Origin of the sequence: Enterobacter sp. HSTU-ASh6, from assembly GCF_026319105.1 — a bacterium.
Lineage (GTDB): Bacteria > Pseudomonadota > Gammaproteobacteria > Enterobacterales > Enterobacteriaceae > Enterobacter > Enterobacter sichuanensis.
Genome location: NZ_WSPD01000034.1, coordinates 1 through 19,632 on the forward strand (window position 1 = coordinate 1; position 19,632 = coordinate 19,632).

Consider the following 19,632-nt stretch of genomic DNA (forward strand, 5'->3'; position numbering starts at 1 on the left):
CTGGCGGCTTTAGCGCGGTGGTCCCACCTGACCCCATGCCGAACTCAGAAGTGAAACGCCGTAGCGCCGATGGTAGTGTGGGGTCTCCCCATGTGAGAGTAGGGAACTGCCAGGCATCAAACAAGTGAAGAGGCCATCCGAAAGGATGGCCTTTTTGCGTTTCTGCGCTACACAAAACTAATCCCCCAATACCTTGCTTATACGGTAAACTACCTGCGTTTTTGCATCAGGATAGCGTCTATGAACCACTCCCTTAAGCCCTGGAATACCTTTGGCATTCAACGGAATGCTAAAAACATTGTACGTGCCGATACCGCACAGCAGTTGCTGAATGCATGGCAAAGCGCAACAGAAAATAACGAACCCGTACTGATTCTGGGCGAAGGAAGTAATGTCCTGTTTCTCGACGATTTTGCGGGAACAGTAATCATTAACCGCATCATGGGCATTGATGTGGAAGAGCGCGCCGATAGCTGGCACATTCACGTGGGGGCCGGTGAAAACTGGCATCATCTGGTGCAGTTTACCCTCGACAAAGGGATGCCGGGTCTGGAAAACCTTGCGCTGATCCCAGGTTGCGCCGGATCGTCACCCATTCAAAACATCGGTGCCTATGGCATCGAACTGAAACATGTCTGTGAGTATGTCGACTGTATCGAACTGGCGACCGGAACGGCCCAGCGTTTAACCGCAGAAGAGTGCCGTTTTGGCTATCGTGACAGTATCTTCAAACATGAATATCAGGATCGCTACGTCATTGTCGCCGTGGGCCTGCGTCTGTCTAAGCGCTGGCAGCCCGTGTTGACCTACGGTGATTTAACGCGTCTCGATCCGGAAACCGTTACCCCTCGCGACGTTTTTGACTCGGTTTGCCATATGCGGATGACAAAACTTCCCGATCCCAAAGTAAACGGCAATGCCGGAAGCTTCTTCAAAAACCCGGTGATTAGCAGCGAAAAGGCAAAAGTCTTCCTTGAAGGATGGCCAACAGCGCCACATTACCCTCAGGCGGACGGCAGCGTGAAGCTTGCTGCGGGATGGCTTATCGATCAATGCCAGTTAAAAGGCACGACAGTCGGCGGCGCTGCCGTTCACCGACAGCAGGCTCTGGTACTGATTAATCAATGTGATGCGACCAGCGATGATGTGGTTCAACTGGCACATCATGTCCGTGAGCGTGTGGGCGAGAAATTTAACGTCTGGCTGGAGCCGGAAGTGCGCTTTATCGGGTGCACAGGCGAAGTCAATGCCGTGGAGGCCATCGCGTGAAGGACAATACCATCCCCTTAACCCTGATTGGCATTCTTGCCGACGGTGAGTTTCATTCTGGCGAGCAATTGGGCGAACAGCTGGGCATGAGCCGTGCCGGCATCAATAAGCATATTCAGACGCTGCGCGACTGGGGTGTCGATGTCTTCACGGTACCAGGAAAAGGCTACAGCCTGCCGGAGCCGATTCAACTGTTGAATGAAGAACTGATTCGCAGCCAGATTGGACACGGCAATGTGGCGGTGCTGCCCGTGATTGATTCGACGAACCAGTATCTTCTGGATCGTCTGCCTGAGCTGAAATCCGGCGATGCCTGTGTTGCTGAGTATCAGCAGGCCGGGCGTGGCCGTCGCGGTCGCAAATGGTTCTCACCGTTTGGCGCGAACCTTTATCTCTCCATGTACTGGCGTCTGGAGCAGGGGCCTGCCGCTGCCATTGGCCTGAGTCTGGTTATCGGCATTGTCATGGCGGAAGTGCTGCACGATCTGGGGGCGGATAACGTACGCGTGAAGTGGCCTAACGATCTCTACCTCAACGATCGAAAACTGGCCGGTATCCTGGTTGAACTGACGGGGAAAACCGGCGATGCGGCGCAAATTGTCATTGGCGCGGGCCTCAATATGGTGATGCGCAACGTCCAGAGTGATGTGGTGAACCAGGCCTGGACTAACCTCCAGGAGGCGGGCATCGTCATCGATCGCAACACCCTCGCCGTGCGTATGATTAAAGAGTTGCGCAGTTCACTTACGCTTTTTGAGCAGGAAGGGCTGGCTCCGTTCCTGTCGCGTTGGGAAAAGCTGGATAACTTCATCAACCGCCCGGTGAAATTGCTGATTGGCGATAAAGAGATCTACGGTACTTCCCGCGGTATTGATGCGCAGGGGGCGTTGCTTCTGGAGCAGGATGGCGCAATCAAGCCCTGGGTGGGCGGTGAGATTTCCCTGCGAAGTGCCGAATAACCGGACGGAGTGAATGATGCGAAAACCCGTCTGCGCGACGCTGGCTGTCATGATGAGTGTACTGTTCTCGCCTCTCACGCAGGCGGGGCAGGCCTGGGAAAGTTACAAGGCACGCTTTTTCAAACCGGAAGGCCGCATTGTCGATACCGGCAATGGCGGTGTTTCGCATACGGAAGGTCAGGGTTTCGCCATGCTGATGGCGGTGGCCAATGACGATAAAGCCACGTTCGATAAGCTCTGGCAATGGACGGACAGTCAGCTGAAGAACAAAGAGAATGGTCTCTTTTACTGGCGTTACAACCCCGCAGAGTCCAACCCTATCGCCGACAAAAACAACGCCGCAGACGGCGATGTGCTGATCGCCTGGGCATTGTTAAAAGCCGATGCCCGCTGGCATGACAAGCATTACAGCACCGCATCGGATGCCATTACAAAAGCACTGATTGACCACAGTGTGATCCGCTATGCGGGTTACCGCGTGATGCTGCCCGGCGTCCAGGGATTTAAGCCTGAGGGTGAAGTGATCCTTAATCCGTCTTATTTCGTGTTTCCGGCCTGGCAGGACTTTGCCGCGCGCAGTCATTTACCGGTCTGGTATGAATTGATGAAGGACGGGAAACGCCTGCTGGGGAAAATGGGTTCGGGTAAAGCGAATCTGCCCCCTGACTGGGTTTCACTGACATCAGGTGGCAAGCTGGCACCGGCCCAGGGCTGGCCACCGCGGATGAGCTACGATGCGATTCGTATTCCGCTGTACGTTGCCTGGTCTGATAAACAAAGCCCGTTGCTGACGCCGTGGAAAGCCTGGTTCGGTCAGTTTCCCCGGGAACAAACGCCCGCCTGGGTGAACGTCACGACCAACGACTATGCGCCCTATATGATGGAAGGCGGTCTGCTGGCGGTACGCGATTTAACGATGGGACAGTCTTCCGGAGAACCCGAAATCACCTCTAAAGACGACTACTATTCGGCAAGTCTGAAAATGCTGGTGTGGATCTCAGCGCAATAATAACGCACCGACTATCCCCTCTCCCCTGTGGGGAGAGGGTTAGGGTGAGGGCCTTACTGCGGATACGGTACCCAATCCCCGCCGTTCAGACGAACGTACGGTTTGTTCTGATACTGAATCACTACCGCGTTAGCGTTCTCGGAGACTTCTGCCGTTTGCGGCAGGTTACTGGTGAGCTGATCCCAGTTCACGCTATCCTCAACAAACAGCTTGCCGTCCACCGCACGGGCAACCAGTTCTGAGATCGCCAGATAGCTACCTGGCTGGGTGATCTCAATCGGCGCGCCCTGGTGTGGTGCCTTCATACCAAAGAATTTAATGCCAGCAGGCACGTTGGTAATGGACGGGCTTGGGATATCACGCAGGCCCGACACCTGCATTCTGTCGCCTTTCAGCGCGCCACCGTGTTCAGGGACGACCACCACCATCACTTTACGGCCGGATTTGTCCAGCTCCGTAAAGAACGCGTCCAGCTCGTCGAAGAATTTCTGCGCACGCACTTTATAGTCTGCCGTTTTGCTCACGCCCGGGAAGTGGTTACCGTCGTGAAGCGGCAGGGTGTTAAAGAACGTCGCACTGCGCGGATTACTGTCTTTTTCGATGGTCTGCAGCCAGCGCTGAAGTACGGCGGTATCGTCATAAACGGGCGAGCCGTCGAAGCCCAGCAGAGAGACCGGAAGACCCGTTTGATCCATCAACGGCGCCTGCATGCCACCCTGTTCGCGCACCTCTTTCAGGAAGTTGCCGAACTGACCGTTATGCCCCAGCATCAGATGCTGCGTAAAGCCCAGTTTGGCGAGGTTATCGAACAGATAACACTGGTTGCCGGCGGGTTGATACAGGTTCTTATGCGATGTCTGACCGCAGCTTGCACGCAGCAGGCGGATCGCCGCCGGGCCGCTGTATGAGGTGGCCGAATTGAAATCTTTAAACTGAATGTCGAAATGCGACCACAGCGGATGCGACATCAAACCTGCGGCATCCACGTCGGCCCAGGAGAGAGAGCAGATGTTGATCACCAGCAGTTCGAACGGCTGAGCATCTGCCGGCAGCGCGTCCGGGAATTTCGTCTGACGCTTATCTTCCGCAGTATAGAAACTGGAGAGCCAGGCATTGAGGTTTGTAGAGGTCGGCGGTGCGGTCTGGGTTGGGATATCCCCCACGACAGGCGTATTGCCAGCCGTCGTGACGGTTGCCGCCGCGCTTCCCCCTGTGGTGGTCACCGTGGTGGTGGGTTGACCGGCAGGCCATAGCGAAAAGTTTGGCCCTGCCAGCGTCAGTACGTTAAGCCAGATCATAATCGCCACGACAAACACCGTGACGCGGACCCACTGTGACAGGAACAGCCAGGCAACCAGCAGCACAAATACCGCGCCAATCATCTGCCAGTTAATAAAACGCTCGATCAGGTCGAGGACATAGCTGGCGCTAAACCCCGCCACCTGCGAGCCCTGGCTCATAATACTGTCCGGCCCCGGTAGCCAGGTATCATGCCAGAACAGCGCAAAGCCGACAGGAATGGCTACCCAGTGGCGTAAACGATGCAGCCTGATATTCGGCAGAGGCATCAGCAGGAAGGCCATAAACACCAGGTTGAGAAGAGGATGGAAATTCAGATAGCCTGCCCACAGCAGACCAAACTTCACCAGAAAGTAGAAGTTCCAGCCGGAAAGGCCGCGCCAGTATTGCCAGAGCGGCGAAGGTGACGAAGCGGTATAGGTTGAATTAGTCATGTTTTCGGTCTGCCTTGACGTGTGATGCCCGTGTCAGTGTTCCGGCTGGTTTAACGTGGCGAGGTTTTATAAACAACACTCTGGCCGTATCACGGATACGACGTATGGAATGGCGTGCGTAGTAGCCAAGCGGGAAAAAGATCAGCGCACAGACTATAACCAGTTGAATGATATCGCTGATATTCATAGTGCGTTCTCCGCGTTGTCTGTTAATAAGCGAAGAGGCTCCGGCACCCGTCGCCAGACATGTCCATCATGTCTGGCATTGAGGATCGGTTTCGCATCGCTCGTGATAGCGAGCGGTTTAGCCCATTGTTCTGGCTGGAGCGCACGCATCTGCACCAGTTCCGCGCTGATGGCATTATCTTCGAACCAAATCATACGGTTCGAGAAGATATCACCGGTCGGCAGGGGGAAGATGTGGTTAAGCGCAGTATCAAGATCGTTTATCCGGCAGAAGGACAAAAACAGCATCAGGCGATTATCGCCGATGGTCATGATGTCCCCTGTACGGTTCGGACGGCATAAGGTGAGAGCCTGTTCAACGCGAATACCCGGTACAGGACGCAGTGCAACCATGACCCCTTTTCCGTCAGCAGGAAGAAGCGTGTTGCTCATCATGTTGCCGACGGCATCGCAGAAGGTATCCCATTTTTGGTATCCACGCAGTTTCATCGGCTGGGTCATGGAGAGCAGCGTGGAAATCTCTTTCGGTACATGGCGGCTAAACTGCTGACCCTGCACGCTTTCGATAAGCGTCAGGCAGCGTGACAGCGGCGCATTCCAGGGGATAACCATATTCGCGCCGCAGCCCAGAAGCAGGCGCTCATCGGTGGCACGCAGGCTGGTATTGTTTTCACGCACGATAATTTTCAACGCGCTTCCGCGCTGGCGGCGTAAGGTATGGATCTGTCTTGCCAGCGTCTCAATCTGGCTATTTTGCATCAACGAGAAAATAAGGGTTGCCGCCTGGGTTGTGCGGGCTTCATGGAAAAGGGCTTCGTTAGAGTCAAACAGGGACCAGTTTTCCGAAAGAGCAGGGGCACCCTCCAGGACCGCGATATGGCTCAGGATACGTTTTTCATCGCTGCGCGGCTGAACCACGGTCTCTTCCTGCTGCGCCAGGTGCCACTTGCCCTCGATATGTTTCAGAGTAAGTTGTTGCCTGGCACTCACCCCTTTTTCATTACACCAGAAAGCAATATCGTAGAGATAGCTGCCCACCTGGTCACGAACGCTTGCCAGACCGAACAGGGAGCGATATTCGCCCATTAACAATGAGAACAGCTTGTCATTATTACTGCCGGGATTGACGACCAATAGCGTGCAATTTTGAAATTTTGCCCATTTATTGATTTTTTCCAGCCACGGCAGCAGCTTTTCCGCAGGAATATTTTGCAGGACGTTATTTGCACATTTGAGAATCACCAAATAGTGATCCGGATCAATAGTGCACTGAACATCGCGGGACAAAAAGTATAGACTATCGGCTTCCGGTTTCATGGAAAATAATCGCACCGTCTGGGGGCCGCGATCGCTTTCAAGCGTGATAATCTTCTTCGGATCGTCACCCATGCTAATGACGGCCACGCGGGAATCCTTATCCTGAGCAGCAATTGTCTGGTTTACCAGAGTGATAGCATCTTCATTGCGGTCCGTATTAATCCACCAGACTCCTCCGACTGGCATGTGGCTCAATTCGTCCCATAATGACTGGATGCCAATAGAAAATATGGAGTCCACGGTGTCCCTCTTTTCGTCTAATTTATCTGTATCTCAGTTTACTAGCGAAAGCGTAGAAATAAACCTAACATTGAAATTAAAGAACATCAGATTTAGCATGTAAATGAAATTTGTCCGGGCAGGGAGCCCCGCAACTTCTGAGCGTGCGATTTTCCTCAAAGGGATGGAAAAAGAATGGATAATAATGAACCCGGAACCCCAGTCGACTCGACGCTGGGTTACACATTCCAAAACGATTTTCTGGCGCTGACGCAGGCCTTTTCTTTACCTGAAATAGATTACACCGATATTTCCCAGCGGGAACAGTTGGCTGCGGCTATTAAACGTTGGCCGTTGTTAGCTGAATTTGCCCATCAACAATAAGGGAGCCATTGATGGCCATACTCGGATTACAGGGTGTCCGTGGCGGTGTGGGTACCACATCTGTTACCGCGGCGCTGGCGTGGTCATTACAGCTTTTAGGTGAATCGGTGCTGGTTATTGACGCCTGCGCCGATAATTTGCTGCGTATGTCGTTTAACGTCGACTTTACTCGCGAAGAGGGCTGGGCCCGGGCGCTGCTTGATGATAAAGACTGGCGGGATGCCGGTATGCGCTATACCTCCCAGCTCGATTTGCTGCCGTTTGGTCAACTCACCACCACGGAACGCGAGAATGAAGCCGCCTATCAGCGCCTGTTTTCACAGTTCACGCTGGCGCTGCAAAGTCTGAAAGAAAAGGGGCATTACCGGTGGATCCTGCTGGATCTGCCGCACGGCGCCGGCACGCTGACCCGACAGCTTATCGCACAGTGCGATCACGTCCTCTCCATCGTCAATGTCGATGCGAATTGCCACATCCGCTTGCATCAGCAGGGTTTACCTCAGAATGCGCATATCCTGATTAACGATTTACGCATTGGCAGCCAGATCCAGGACGATCTGTATCAGGTATGGCTGCAAAGCCAGCGTCGCCTGCTTCCTATTGTCATTCATCGTGATGAAGGAATGGCTGAATGCCTTGCGTCCAAGCAACCGCTCGGCGAGTACCGTAGCGATTCGCTGGCGGCAGAAGAGATCCTGACGCTGGCTAACTGGTGTCTGCTGAACTTCGCCAAAGGGGCGGAGCCTGCAGGGAGTTCTGTATGAGTCGACTCGCCAGCTGGTTACTCATCCCGCCGGTCAGTTCGCGTTTGAGCGAAAACTACCGGCATTTTCGCCGGCATGGTGCTTCGGCATTCAGCGCCGCGCTCGGCTGTTTCTGGATGATCCTGGCCTGGACGTTCATTCCGCTCGAACACCCGCGCTGGCAGCGCATCCGCGCACGACACAGTGAGCTCTATCCCCACATCAATCCCAACCGCCCGCGGCCACTGGACCCGGCGCGTTATCTCATTCAGGCGCTCTGGCTGGCGGTCACATCATCCCGCAACGAGAAAATAACGCCGCACTGGCGCAGTTTCTCCCGCGTGCAACAGCTACGCGAACGCTACCACCAGTGGCTGGACAGACTGCCCAACAGCGTGACCGATAAGACCAGCCATCTGGATAACCATAAAGAGCTCGGGCATCTCCACCCGGGCTTGCGGCGTTTTATTCTCGGCGTCATCGTCGTGTTCTCGCTCATTCTGGCGCTGGTCTGTATTACGCAGCCCTTTAACCCGCTGGCGCAGTTCACCTTCCTGATCCTGCTGTGGGGCGTGGCGCTGCTGGTTCGCCGTATTCCAGGTCGCTTCTCGGCGCTGATGCTGATTGTGTTGTCGTTGACCGTCTCCTGTCGCTACATCTGGTGGCGTTATACCTCAACCCTTAACTGGGACGATCCGGTCAGTCTGGTGTGCGGCCTGGTGCTGCTTTTTGCCGAAACCTACGCCTGGATTGTGCTGGTGCTGGGCTATTTCCAGGTGATTTGGCCGCTCAACCGCCAGCCGGTTCCGCTGCCAAAAGACACCACGCAGTGGCCGACCGTTGATCTCTTCGTCCCGACCTATAACGAAGATCTGAGCGTGGTAAAAAACACTATTTATGCCGCGCTGGGCATCGACTGGCCGAAAGATAAGCTCAAAGTCTGGATCCTCGACGACGGCAACCGCCCGGCGTTTCGTCAGTTCGCCGAGGAGGTGGGCGTCGAGTACATCGCCCGGCCGACTCACGAGCACGCTAAAGCCGGGAACATCAACAACGCGCTGAAGTATGCCACTGGGGAGTTTGTCTCGATCTTTGACTGCGACCACGTGCCGACGCGCTCGTTCCTGCAGATGACCATGGGCTGGTTCCTGAAAGAGAAAGAGCTGGCGATGATGCAGACGCCGCACCACTTCTTCTCGCCGGATCCGTTTGAACGTAACCTGGGTCGCTTCCGTAAAACCCCGAACGAAGGCACGCTGTTCTATGGCCTGGTGCAGGACGGTAACGACATGTGGGATGCCACCTTCTTCTGCGGCTCCTGCGCCGTTATCCGCCGTAAACCGCTGGATGAAATTGGTGGCATTGCCGTGGAAACGGTCACCGAAGATGCGCACACCTCTCTGCGCCTGCACCGTCGCGGCTATACCTCTGCTTATATGCGCATTCCTCAGGCTGCCGGTCTGGCAACGGAGTCACTGTCGGCGCACATCGGTCAGCGTATTCGCTGGGCCCGCGGCATGGTGCAGATATTCCGTCTTGATAACCCCCTGATAGGAAAAGGCCTCAAGCTGGCGCAACGTCTTTGCTACGTCAACGCCATGTTCCACTTCTTATCCGGTATCCCGCGGCTGATCTTCCTGACCGCGCCGCTGGCGTTCCTGCTCCTTCACGCTTATATCATCTACGCTCCTGCGCTGATGATTGCGCTGTTTGTTCTGCCGCACATGATCCACGCGAGCCTGACGAACTCGAAGATTCAGGGTAAATACCGCCACTCCTTCTGGAGTGAAATTTACGAAACGGTGCTGGCCTGGTACATCGCACCGCCGACGATGGTGGCGCTGATTAACCCGCATAAAGGTAAATTCAACGTCACCGCGAAGGGCGGTCTGGTGGAAGAGGAGTACGTCGACTGGGTGATCTCCCGTCCGTATATCTTCCTGGTGCTGCTGAATATTGTGGGCGTCATCGCCGGTATCTGGCGTTACTTCTATGGTCCGGAAAACGAGATCCTGACGGTATTCGTGAGTATGGCCTGGGTCTTCTACAACCTGATTATCCTCGGTGGCGCGGTGGCGGTATCTGTGGAGAGCAAACAGGTTCGCCGTGCGCATCGCGTGGAAATCTGCATGCCGGCGGCCATTGCCCGTGAAGATGGACATCTTTTCTCCTGTACCGTGCACGACTTCTCTGACGGTGGTCTGGGGATCAAAATCAACGGTCAGGCCAAGGTGCTGGAAGGGCAAAAAGTTAACCTGCTGCTTAAACGCGGCCAGCAGGAGTATGTCTTCCCGACACAGGTCGTTCGTGTGACGGGCGATGAAGTGGGTCTGCAGCTGATGCCGTTGACCAAAAAGCAACATATTGATTTTGTGCAGTGTACGTTTGCCCGCGCGGATACGTGGGCTCTCTGGCAGGACAGCTTCCCGGAAGATAAACCTCTGGAAAGCCTGCTGGATATTCTGAAGCTGGGGTTCCGTGGCTATCGTCACCTTGCAGAATTTGCCCCGTCGTCGGTGAAATTAATTTTCCGGTCACTTACTTCGCTGGTTTCCTGGGTCGTGTCGTTCATTCCTCGTCGTCCTGGGCGGGATGAGGCGAAGCAGGCGGACCCGGTTATGGCTCAACAATGATGATAACGCGATGAAAACAAAACTTTCCTGGTTATGTGCAGTGGCAATGGGGATGAGTACCCTCCCCGCAACAATGGCTAACGCAGCTCCTGATAACGCAGCGGCAACGCCTGCGCCAACGGTGCCTGTCGTCGCGCAGGCAACCGATCCGGTTGTCACTGCGGCACCCGGCCAGACAGAAAACATCATTCCGAACCAGCCAACGGAGGGGAACACCCTGCCGGCAGGCAGCCAGGTCGTCGGGCAGGTGATGCCGGGCGTCCGGGGAGCGAATGCCCCTGTCGTCGCGGAGAATGCCCCGTCACGGGACGTGAAGCTCACCTTCGCACAGATTGCGCCGCCTCCGGGCAGCATGGTGCTGCGCGGTATCAACCCGAACGGCGGCATTGAATTTGGCATGCGCAGCGACGAGGTCGTCTCTAATGCGGTGCTGAATCTTGAATATACGCCGTCGCCATCACTGTTGCCGACGCAGTCTCAGCTGAAGGTCTACCTGAATGATGAGCTGATGGACGTTCTGCCGGTCACGAAAGAGCAACTGGGTAAGAAAACGCAGGCTCAGGTGCCAATCAACCCACTGTTCATCACCGACTTTAACCGTATCCGCCTGGAGTTTGTCGGTCACTACCGCGATGTCTGCGAAAACCCTGCCAGCAACACGCTGTGGATGGACGTCGGGCGTAACTCCTCGCTGCAGATGACCTACCAGTCGCTGGCGCTGAAAAACGATCTCTCAGCTTTCCCGGTTCCGTTCTTTGATCCTCGGGATAACCGTCCGCTCAACCTGCCGGTGGTGTTTGCGGCGTCTCCGGACGTCACGGAACAGCTGGCGGCCACCATTGTGGCGTCCTGGTTTGGTTCCCGTGCGGGCTGGCGTGGCCAGAGCTTCCCGGCGATGTATGACAAACTGCCGGACCGAAATGCGATTGTCTTTGCGACCAACGCGAAACGTCCGGCCTTCCTGCGCGATCACCCGGACGTTAAAGCGCCGACCGTAGAGATGATGAGCCACCCGGACAATCCGTACGTGAAGCTGCTGGTGGTCTTTGGTCGTGACGATAAAGATCTGGTTCAGGCAGCAAAAGCGATTGCCCAGGGCAACATCCTGTTCCGTGGCAACAGCGTGGTGGTGGATGAGGTCAAGCCGCTGCTGGCGCGTAAACCTTATGATGCGCCAAACTGGGTGCGTACCGACCGTGCGGTCACCTTTGGCGAGCTGAAAACCTATGAAGAACAGCTGCAGGCGACGGGGCTTGAGCCTGCGCCGATCAGCCTGTCACTGAATCTGCCGCCGGATCTGTACCTGCTGCGTACCAACGGCATTGATATCAACCTCAACTACCGTTACACCGCGCCAGCCACCAAAGACAGCTCGCGCATGGATATCAGCCTGAACAACCAGTTCCTGCAGTCGTTCAGCCTGCAAAGCACGCAGGATACCAACCGCCTGATGCTTCGCCTGCCGGTGTTGCAGGGGCTGCTGGACGGTAAAACGGATGTCTCGATCCCGGCGCTGAAGCTTGGCGCTATAAACCAGCTGCGCTTTGATTTCCAGTACATGAACCCGATGCCTGGCGGCTCGGTGGAAAACTGCATTACCTTCCAGCCGGTTCAGAACCACGTGGTGATTGGCGATGAGTCGACCATCGACTTCTCGAAGTACTACCACTTCCTGGCGATGCCGGATCTGCGCGCCTTTGCCAATGCGGGCTTCCCGTTCAGCCGCATGGCCGATCTCTCTGAATCCATTGTTGTGATGCCAAAAACTCCAAACGAAGGGCAGGTGACTACCCTGCTGGACACCATGGCAACCGTGGGTGGTCAGACAGGATTACCGGCGATTAACGTCACGTTGACGGATGATGGTAGCCAGATTCAGAACAAAGACGCGGATATCATGGTAATCGGTACCATTCCGGACAAGCTGAAGGATGACAAACGCATCGATCTGCTGGTGAAAGCGGCCCAGTCCTGGGTCAACACGCCGCTGCGCCAGACTGAATTCCCGAGCATTATGCCGGATGTTAACGACCGTCAGGCCAGCGCGCAGACCACCGTAACGTCTCAGGGGGCAATGGCCGCGGTGGTGGGCTTCCAGTCACCTTACAACGACCAGCGTAGCGTGGTGGCTCTGCTGGCAGACAGCCCGCGCGGGTATGAACTGCTCAATACGGCCATGAACGACAGCGGTAAACGTGCTGCAATGTTCGGTTCCGTCTCCGTCATCCGTGAGTCGGGCGTGAATAGCCTGCGTGTTGGTGATGTGTACTACGTCGGCCATCTGCCGTGGTTCGAACGCCTGTGGTATGCGCTGTCTAACCATCCGGTTCTGCTGGCTATCCTGGCGGCGGTCAGTGTGGTCTTGCTGGCCTGGGTGTTGTGGCGTCTGCTGCGCATCATCAGTCGTCGTCGTCTGAACCCGGATGAGTAAGATGTGATGAACGCCGTTCGCTGGTGTGCATTCGCCGCGTTGATGCTGGCGGCGCTCCCTCTTCGCGCCGCCTGTACCTGGCCTGCCTGGGAGCAGTTTAAAAAGGATTACATCAGCGAGGGCGGGCGTGTCATTGATCCCAGTGACTCGCGCAAAATTACGACTTCGGAAGGGCAAAGCTACGCCCTGTTCTTTGCCCTGGCGGCGAACGATCGCAACGCGTTTGACCAGCTGCTGAGATGGACGCGCGATAATCTTGCCAGCGGCAATCTCGACGATCGTTTGCCGGCCTGGCTATGGGGTCAGAAAGACAAGGCGAGCTGGGCGGTGATTGATAACAATTCCGCCTCCGACGCCGATGTCTGGATCGCCTGGTCACTGCTCGAAGCGGGCCGGCTGTGGAAACAGCCGGACTATACCCGCACGGGTAAGGCGCTGCTTAAACGGATTGCCAGCGAGGAAGTGGTGAAGGTACCGGGGCTCGGCGCAATGCTGCTCCCGGGAAAAGTCGGTTTTGCCGATGAACACGCCTGGCGCTTTAACCCCAGCTATCTTCCTCCGCAGCTCGCGCGTTACTTCACGCGCTTTGGTGCGCCGTGGACCCAGCTTCGTGAAACCAATCTGCGCCTGCTGATGGAGAGTGCGCCGAAAGGGTTTGCGCCGGACTGGGTGCAGTATCAGAAAAACAGAGGCTGGCACCTGCAGCAGGATAAATCGCTGGTGGGCGGCTACGATGCCATCCGCGTTTATCTCTGGGTAGGGATGATGAGTGATAAAGATCCTCAGAAAGCCCGTCTGCTGACGCGCTTCCAGCCAATGGCGGCCATGACGACCAGACAGGGTCTCCCGCCGGAGAAAGTGGATGTCGCGAGTGGAAAACCGACGGGAAATGGCCCGGTGGGGTTCTCCGCCGCCATGCTGCCTTTTTTACAACAGCGTGATGCCCAGGCGGTTCAACGCCAGCGCGTGGCAGACCATTTTCCCGATAACAACGCCTATTACAGCTATGTACTGACTCTCTTTGGACAAGGATGGGATCAGCATCGTTTTCGCTTCACCACTAAAGGTGAATTAATACCGGATTGGGGCCAGGAATGCGCAAGTTCACAGTAAATCTACTCAGTTTATCGCTTGGCCTGGCACTGATGCCGTGGGCCCAGGCCGCCAACTCCCCGCAGCAGCAACAGCTGCTGGAGCAGGTTCGGCTGGGCGAGTCGACACAGCGTGAGGATTTGGTGCGTCAGTCGCTCTATCGTCTTGAGCTAATCGACCCAAACAACCCTGACGTGATTGCCGCGCGCTTTCGCTACCTGCTGCGTCAGGGCGATAACGCCGGTGCGCAAAAAGAGCTGGATCGTCTGAAAGGGATCGCGCCGGGCTCCAGTGCGTATCAGTCCTCTCGCAACACCATGCTGCTGTCCACCCCGGATGGCCGTCAGCAGTTACAGCAGGCGCGATTACTCGCCACAACGGGACATACGCAGGAGGCCATTGCCGCCTATGACAAGCTGTTCGACGGCAACCCACCGGGTGGCGACGTGGCGACAGAGTACTGGAATGTGGTGGCGAAAGATCCCGCCCGCCGCAATGCGGCCATTAACCAGCTGAAGAAAATTAACAGCAGCAGTCCGGGTAATACCCAGCTGCAGTCCACGCTGGCTCAACTGCTGTTCCAGACCGGACGTCGTGATGAAGGCTTTGCGGTGCTGCAGGAGATGGCCCGTTCCACCAATGGGCGCAGCCAGGCGTCGGATATGTGGTATGAGCAGATCAAAGACCAGCCTGTCAGCAGCGCCAGCGTCACTGCGCTGCAAAAATACCTGAGCGTGTTCAGTGAAGGCGAGAGCGTAACGGCAGCGCGTTCACAGCTTGAAGCGCAGCAGAAACAGCTCGCCGATCCGACTTTCCGTGCGAAAGCACAAGGCCTGGCGGCGGTGGATGCCGGGCAGGGGGATAAGGCGGTAGTGGATCTGCAAAAGGCGGTCAGCGCAAACCATGCCGACAGTGAAGCCGTTGGCGCGCTGGGCCAGGCATACTCACAGAAAGGCGACCGCGCTCGCGCGGTGGCACAGTTTGAAAAGGCGATCGCCCTCGACCCGCAGAGTGATAACCGCGGCAAATGGGACAGCCTGTTGAAGGTTAACCGTTACTGGCTGCTGATCCAGCAGGGCGATGCGGCGCTGAAGGCGAATAACCCGGCGCAGGCGGAACGCTACTATCAGCAGGCGCGCAATATCGACAATACTGACAGTTATGCGGTGCTGGGGCTGGGAGATGCCGCGGCGGCGCGTAAAGATAACGCTGCAGCGGAGCGCTATTATCGCCAGGCGCTGCGTATGGACAGCGGCAACAGCAATGCGGTTCGTGGGCTGGCCAATATCTACCGCGCGCAGTCGCCGGAGAAGGCGTCGCAATTTATCCAGTCGCTCTCCGCCAGCCAGCGTCGCAGCATTGATGATATTGAACGCAGCCTGACCAACGAGCAGCTCTCCGCCGAGGCAGAACAGCTGGAGAACCAGGGGAAATACGCGCAGGCTGCCGATATTCAGCGCCGTCGTCTGGCGCTCTCTCCGGGCGACGTGTGGATAACCTACCGTTTGTCCCGCGATCTCTACAGCGCCGGCCAGCGCAGCCAGGCGGATACCCTGATGCGTCAGCTTGCCCGCCAGAAACCCACCGATCCGGATCAGGTTTATGCCAATGGGCTCTATCTTTCCGGAAACGATCAGGACCGGGCCGCGCTGGCGCATCTGGACACGCTGCCGCGCAGCCAGTGGAACGGCAATATTCAGGAGCTTGCCGACCGTTTGCAAAGCAATCAGGTGCTGGAAACCGCCAACCGCCTGCGCGACAGCGGCAAAGAGCAGGAGGCGGAAAACCTTCTTCGCCAGCAGCCAGCCTCCACCCGCATCGATCTCACGCTGGCGGACTGGGCACAGCAGCGTGGCGATCTCGACTCGGCGAAAATGACCTACAACGCCGTCCTGCAGCGTGAGCCGCAGAACGAAGACGCGATCCTCGGTCTGACCGAAATTTACAGCGCGCAAGGTAACAAGGATGCCGCCCGCGAGGAACTGGCGAAGCTGCCCGCTGCGCAAAATGGCCAGCCGCTGTCGCTCAATATGCAGCGCCGGATCGCGATGGCGCAGGCGGGTCTGGGTGACGCCGCAGCTGCAGAACAGACCTTCAACAAAATCATTCCGCAGGCTAAATCACAGCCAGCGTCGATGGAAAACGCGCTGGTGCTGCGTGATGCGGCACGTTTTCAGGCGCAAAACGGCCAGCCTCAGCAGGCGCTGGAGACCTATAAAGATGCCATGGTCTCCTCTGGCATCACCACCACCCGTCCGGCGGATAATGACAGCTTTACGCGCCTGACGCGTAACGATGAAAAAGATGACTGGCTGAAGCGCGGCGTGCGTAGCGATGCCGGCGATTTGTACCGTCAGCAGGATGTTAACGTCACGCTGCAGCATGATTACTGGGGCTCCAGCGGCACGGGGGGCTACTCCGACCTGAAAGCGCATACCACCATGCTGCAGGTTGATGCCCCGCTCTCGGACGGACGGATGTTCTTCCGCAGCGATCTGGTCAATATGGATGCCGGTTCGTTTGCTACCCGTAACGGCACCTACGATCCCAAGTGGGGGACCTGTGCCGAAACGCCGTGTAGCGGCAACACGCATCAGTCAGACAATGGCGCGAGCGTTGCCGTCGGCTGGCAGAACAAAACCTGGGCGTGGGATATCGGTACTACGCCGATGGGCTTCGAGGTGGTCGATGTGGTCGGCGGGGTAAGCTACAGCAGCGACCTGGGTCCCGTGGGCTACACCGTTAACGCCCATCGTCGGCCGATCTCCAGCTCTCTGCTGGCCTTCGCCGGGCAAAAAGATACCAACACCGGCACCACCTGGGGCGGCGTGCGCGCCACCGGCGGTGGGGTGAGTATAAGCTACGACAAAGGCGAGGCGAACGGCATCTGGTCAAGCCTGAATGCGGAGACGCTGACGGGTAAAAATGTGGAGGATAACTGGCGCGTGCGCTGGATGACCGGTTATTACTACAAGCTCATTAATAAAAACAATGAGCGGCTTACCGTCGGTGTCTCTAACATGCTGTGGCACTACGACAAAGATCTGAGTGGCTATACTCTGGGCCAGGGCGGTTATTACAGCCCGCAGGAGTATGTCTCCTTCGCCCTGCCGGTGACCTGGCGTAAACGCACGGAGAACTGGTCCTGGGAGCTTGGGGGATCCGTCTCCTGGTCGCACTCCAAAACCAATGACGAGCTGCGCTACCCGGACCAGAGTCTTATTCCAACCGATGAACCTGGCCGCTATACCGACCGGGGGGCGATGGAAACCGGCAGCAGCTCTTCAGGCACCGGTTATACCGCGCGGGCCATTATCGAACGTCGGGTGACCTCCAACTGGTTTGTTGGCCTGGGCGTGGATATTCAGGAAGCAAAAGACTATACCCCAAGCCATGCGCTGCTGTACGTACGCTACTCTGCCGCAGGCTGGCAGGGTGATATGGACTTACCGCCGCAGCCGCTCATTCCTTACGCGGACTGGTAATCGGATTTTACTTAATCCATTTGTAAGTCTCTCTTAAAAGTGCAGCAATCGGGTATACTCAGGCGCGCCAGGTTTACACCCTGGTGCGCCCTGCGCTTCGAGTTCTGTGGAGAGTCATTTTGCGTGTCAGCCGTTCCTTAACGATCAAACAGATGGCGATGGTGTCTGCCGTCACAATGCTGTTTGTACTGCTATTTTGCGTAATTTTGCTGTTTCATTCCGTGCAGCAGAATCGCTATAACACGGCTTCGCAATTAGAAAGTATTGCCCGCTCGGTGCGCGGCCCGCTCTCAGCCTCGATCCTGAAAGGCGATATTCCCGAAGCGGAAACCATTTTAAAACGCATCCAGCCTGCAGGCGTAGTCAGCCGCGCAGACGTGGTGCTGCCTAACCAGTTCCAGGCGCTGCGGATGAGCTTTATCCCTGAGCGTCCTGTCCCGATGATGGTGATGCGCCTGTTTGAACTGCCGGTACAAATCTCGCTCCCCATTTACTCGCTTGAACGTCCTGCTAACCCGCAGCCGCTAGCCTATCTCGTCCTGCAGGCGGACTCGTACCGCATGTATAAATTCGTCATGAGCTGGTTTGTCACGTTAGTGACCACTTGCTTACTTATGACACTGATCCTCAGCGTGGCGCTGACCTGGTGCATTAACCGGCTGATCGTGCATCCGCTGCGGCGTATCGCCCGGGAGCTGAACACCCTTTCCCCACAGGACCAGATGGGCCATCAGCTTGAGCTGCCGCGCCTTCATCATGACGATGAGATCGGCATGCTGGTGCGTAGCTACAACCTTAACCAGCAGCGCATCCAGCGTCAGCAGGATGAGCTGAACAGTAGCGCCACCCGCTTCCCGGTGTCGGAGCTCCCCAATAAAGCGTTTCTGATGGCAATGCTGGAGCAGACCGTCGCTCGCCAGCAGACTACGGCGTTGATGGTCATCGCCTGTGAAACCCTGCAGGACACGGCGGGCGTGCTCAAGGAGAGCCAGCGCGAGATGCTGCTGCTCACCCTGGTGGAAAAGGTGAAATCTGTGCTTGCACCGCGCATGGTGCTGACCCAGGTGAGCGGGTATGACCTGGTGGTGATTGCAAACGGGGTGAAAGAGCCGTGGCATGCAATCACATTAGGTCAGCAAGTACTCACTGTCATTAATGAGCGGCTCCCCATTCAGGGTATCCAGCTTCGTCCGAGCGCCAGCATCGGGATTGCCATGTACTATGGCGATCTGACTGCGGAACAGCTTTATCGCCGCGCCTTCTCGGCGGCGTTCACCGCCCGTCGCAAAGGCAAAAATCAGATCCAGTTCTTCGACCCGGAGCAGATGGAAAAGGCGCAGCAGCGCCTGACGGAAGAGAGCGACATCCTGACCGCGCTGGATAACCGCCAGTTTGCCCTCTGGCTCCAGCCGCAGGTGGATTTGCACACGGGAGACGTGAAAAGCGCCGAGGCGCTATTGCGTATGAAACAGCCGGATGGCTCATGGGAGTTACCGGAAGGACTGATTGAGCGCATTGAATCCTGCGGTCTGATGGTGACTATCGGATACTGGGCGCTGGAAGAGACCTGCCGTCAGCTTGCCGCCTGGCAGGAGCGCGGCGTGACGTTGCCGCTGTCGGTCAATTTGTCCGCCCTGCAGCTGAAGCATCCGACCATGGTTTCAGAGATGCTGGAGCTTATCCACCGTTACCGCATCAAACCGGATACCCTGACCCTGGAAGTGACAGAGAGTCGGCATATAGACGACCCCAATGAGGCCGTCGCCATTCTGAAGCCGCTGCGTCATGCCGGCATTCGCATTGCGCTGGATGATTTTGGCATGGGTTACGCCGGGCTGCGTCAGCTTCAGCACATGAAAACCCTGCCGGTGGATGTGCTGAAAATTGACAAAGCGTTTGTCGACGGTCTGCCGGGCGACAGCAGCATGGTGCAGGCGATTATCCACATGGCGCGCAGCCTCAACCTGCATCTTATTGCGGAGGGGATTGAAACCGAAGCGCAACGCAGCTGGCTGGCTGAGGCGGGCGTGGAGAGTGGACAGGGCTTCCTTTTTGCCCCGGCGGTTCCCGCGGATGTCTTTGAAGAACGTTACCTTTCTGGCGCTGGCCATCACGCAAAAGTGTAATTTTGTTGCTGGCTTGTGCGAGCCAGCTCAAAGTTCTTAACATTTG

At 56.6% G+C, this 19,632-nt stretch carries 13 protein-coding genes and 1 rRNA gene; 11 read left to right on the forward strand and 3 right to left on the reverse strand.

Annotation, left to right across the window (positions count from 1 at the left end; all coding sequences use genetic code 11):
• The 4 genes from rrf to GM298_RS22570 all read left to right on the forward strand — a co-directional run bounded on the left by rrf (position 1) and on the right by GM298_RS22570 (position 3,237).
• Positions 1–115: ribosomal RNA gene (rrf, locus tag GM298_RS22555) — 5S ribosomal RNA — on the forward strand.
• Positions 116–240: 125 nt separating this feature from the next.
• Entirely contained in the window at positions 241–1,269 is a 1,029-nt protein-coding gene (murB, locus tag GM298_RS22560; protein WP_136195980.1) for a UDP-N-acetylmuramate dehydrogenase, read from the forward strand.
• A complete protein-coding gene (birA, locus tag GM298_RS22565) occupies positions 1,266–2,228 on the forward strand; it encodes a bifunctional biotin--[acetyl-CoA-carboxylase] ligase/biotin operon repressor BirA (protein ID WP_025760406.1) in 963 nt (320 codons plus the stop codon). The genes murB and birA overlap by 4 nt, the downstream gene beginning before the upstream one ends.
• Before the next feature lie 16 nt (positions 2,229–2,244).
• Positions 2,245–3,237, forward strand: coding sequence for a glycosyl hydrolase family 8 (locus GM298_RS22570; RefSeq protein WP_266155372.1), 993 nt, complete (start codon positions 2,245–2,247; stop codon positions 3,235–3,237).
• Between the two features lie 53 nt (positions 3,238–3,290).
• Here GM298_RS22570 and bcsG read toward each other — a convergent pair whose 3' ends face one another.
• The 3 genes from bcsG to bcsE are packed head-to-tail and all read right to left on the reverse strand — an operon-like array spanning position 3,291 to position 6,713.
• Positions 3,291–4,970 (reverse strand): cellulose biosynthesis protein BcsG, encoded by a 1,680-nt coding sequence (gene bcsG / locus GM298_RS22575; RefSeq protein WP_266155365.1) that lies wholly within the window; start codon positions 4,968–4,970, stop codon positions 3,291–3,293.
• Positions 4,963–5,157, reverse strand: coding sequence for a cellulose biosynthesis protein BcsF (gene bcsF, locus GM298_RS22580; protein ID WP_025759457.1), 195 nt, complete (start codon positions 5,155–5,157; stop codon positions 4,963–4,965). Before bcsF ends, bcsG begins: the two co-directional genes overlap by 8 nt.
• Positions 5,154–6,713: a cellulose biosynthesis c-di-GMP-binding protein BcsE gene (bcsE, locus tag GM298_RS22585; protein WP_266155367.1), complete on the reverse strand. Its 1,560-nt coding sequence runs from the start codon at positions 6,711–6,713 to the stop codon at positions 5,154–5,156. Before bcsE ends, bcsF begins: the two co-directional genes overlap by 4 nt.
• A gap of 174 nt (positions 6,714–6,887) precedes the next feature.
• On the opposite strand from bcsE, the gene bcsR reads away from it, so the two are divergent.
• From bcsR to hmsP, 7 genes are all read left to right on the forward strand, one after another.
• Complete coding sequence (gene bcsR / locus GM298_RS22590; RefSeq protein ID WP_008503237.1) at positions 6,888–7,076, forward strand: cellulose biosynthesis protein BcsR; 189 nt, start codon at positions 6,888–6,890, stop codon at positions 7,074–7,076.
• Between the two features lie 11 nt (positions 7,077–7,087).
• Positions 7,088–7,840 carry a cellulose biosynthesis protein BcsQ gene (gene bcsQ, locus GM298_RS22595; protein WP_025759454.1) on the forward strand — a complete coding sequence of 251 codons (753 nt, stop codon included), beginning with the start codon at positions 7,088–7,090 and terminating at the stop codon, positions 7,838–7,840.
• Complete coding sequence (bcsA, locus tag GM298_RS22600; protein WP_059386121.1) at positions 7,837–10,452, forward strand: UDP-forming cellulose synthase catalytic subunit; 2,616 nt, start codon at positions 7,837–7,839, stop codon at positions 10,450–10,452. The genes bcsQ and bcsA overlap by 4 nt, the downstream gene beginning before the upstream one ends.
• Before the next feature lie 10 nt (positions 10,453–10,462).
• The gene (gene bcsB / locus GM298_RS22605; protein ID WP_155031852.1) at positions 10,463–12,883 is read left to right on the forward strand and encodes a cellulose biosynthesis cyclic di-GMP-binding regulatory protein BcsB; all 2,421 of its coding nucleotides are present in this window, start codon (positions 10,463–10,465) and stop codon (positions 12,881–12,883) included.
• Between the two features lie 6 nt (positions 12,884–12,889).
• Complete coding sequence (gene bcsZ / locus GM298_RS22610; RefSeq protein WP_266155373.1) at positions 12,890–13,996, forward strand: cellulose synthase complex periplasmic endoglucanase BcsZ; 1,107 nt, start codon at positions 12,890–12,892, stop codon at positions 13,994–13,996.
• Entirely contained in the window at positions 13,978–17,460 is a 3,483-nt protein-coding gene (gene bcsC / locus GM298_RS22615; RefSeq protein WP_266155369.1) for a cellulose synthase complex outer membrane protein BcsC, read from the forward strand. The genes bcsZ and bcsC overlap by 19 nt, the downstream gene beginning before the upstream one ends.
• Positions 17,461–17,579: 119 nt before the next feature.
• Positions 17,580–19,586: a biofilm formation regulator HmsP gene (gene hmsP, locus GM298_RS22620; protein WP_266155370.1), complete on the forward strand. Its 2,007-nt coding sequence runs from the start codon at positions 17,580–17,582 to the stop codon at positions 19,584–19,586.
• Positions 19,587–19,632: the final 46 nt, after the last annotated feature.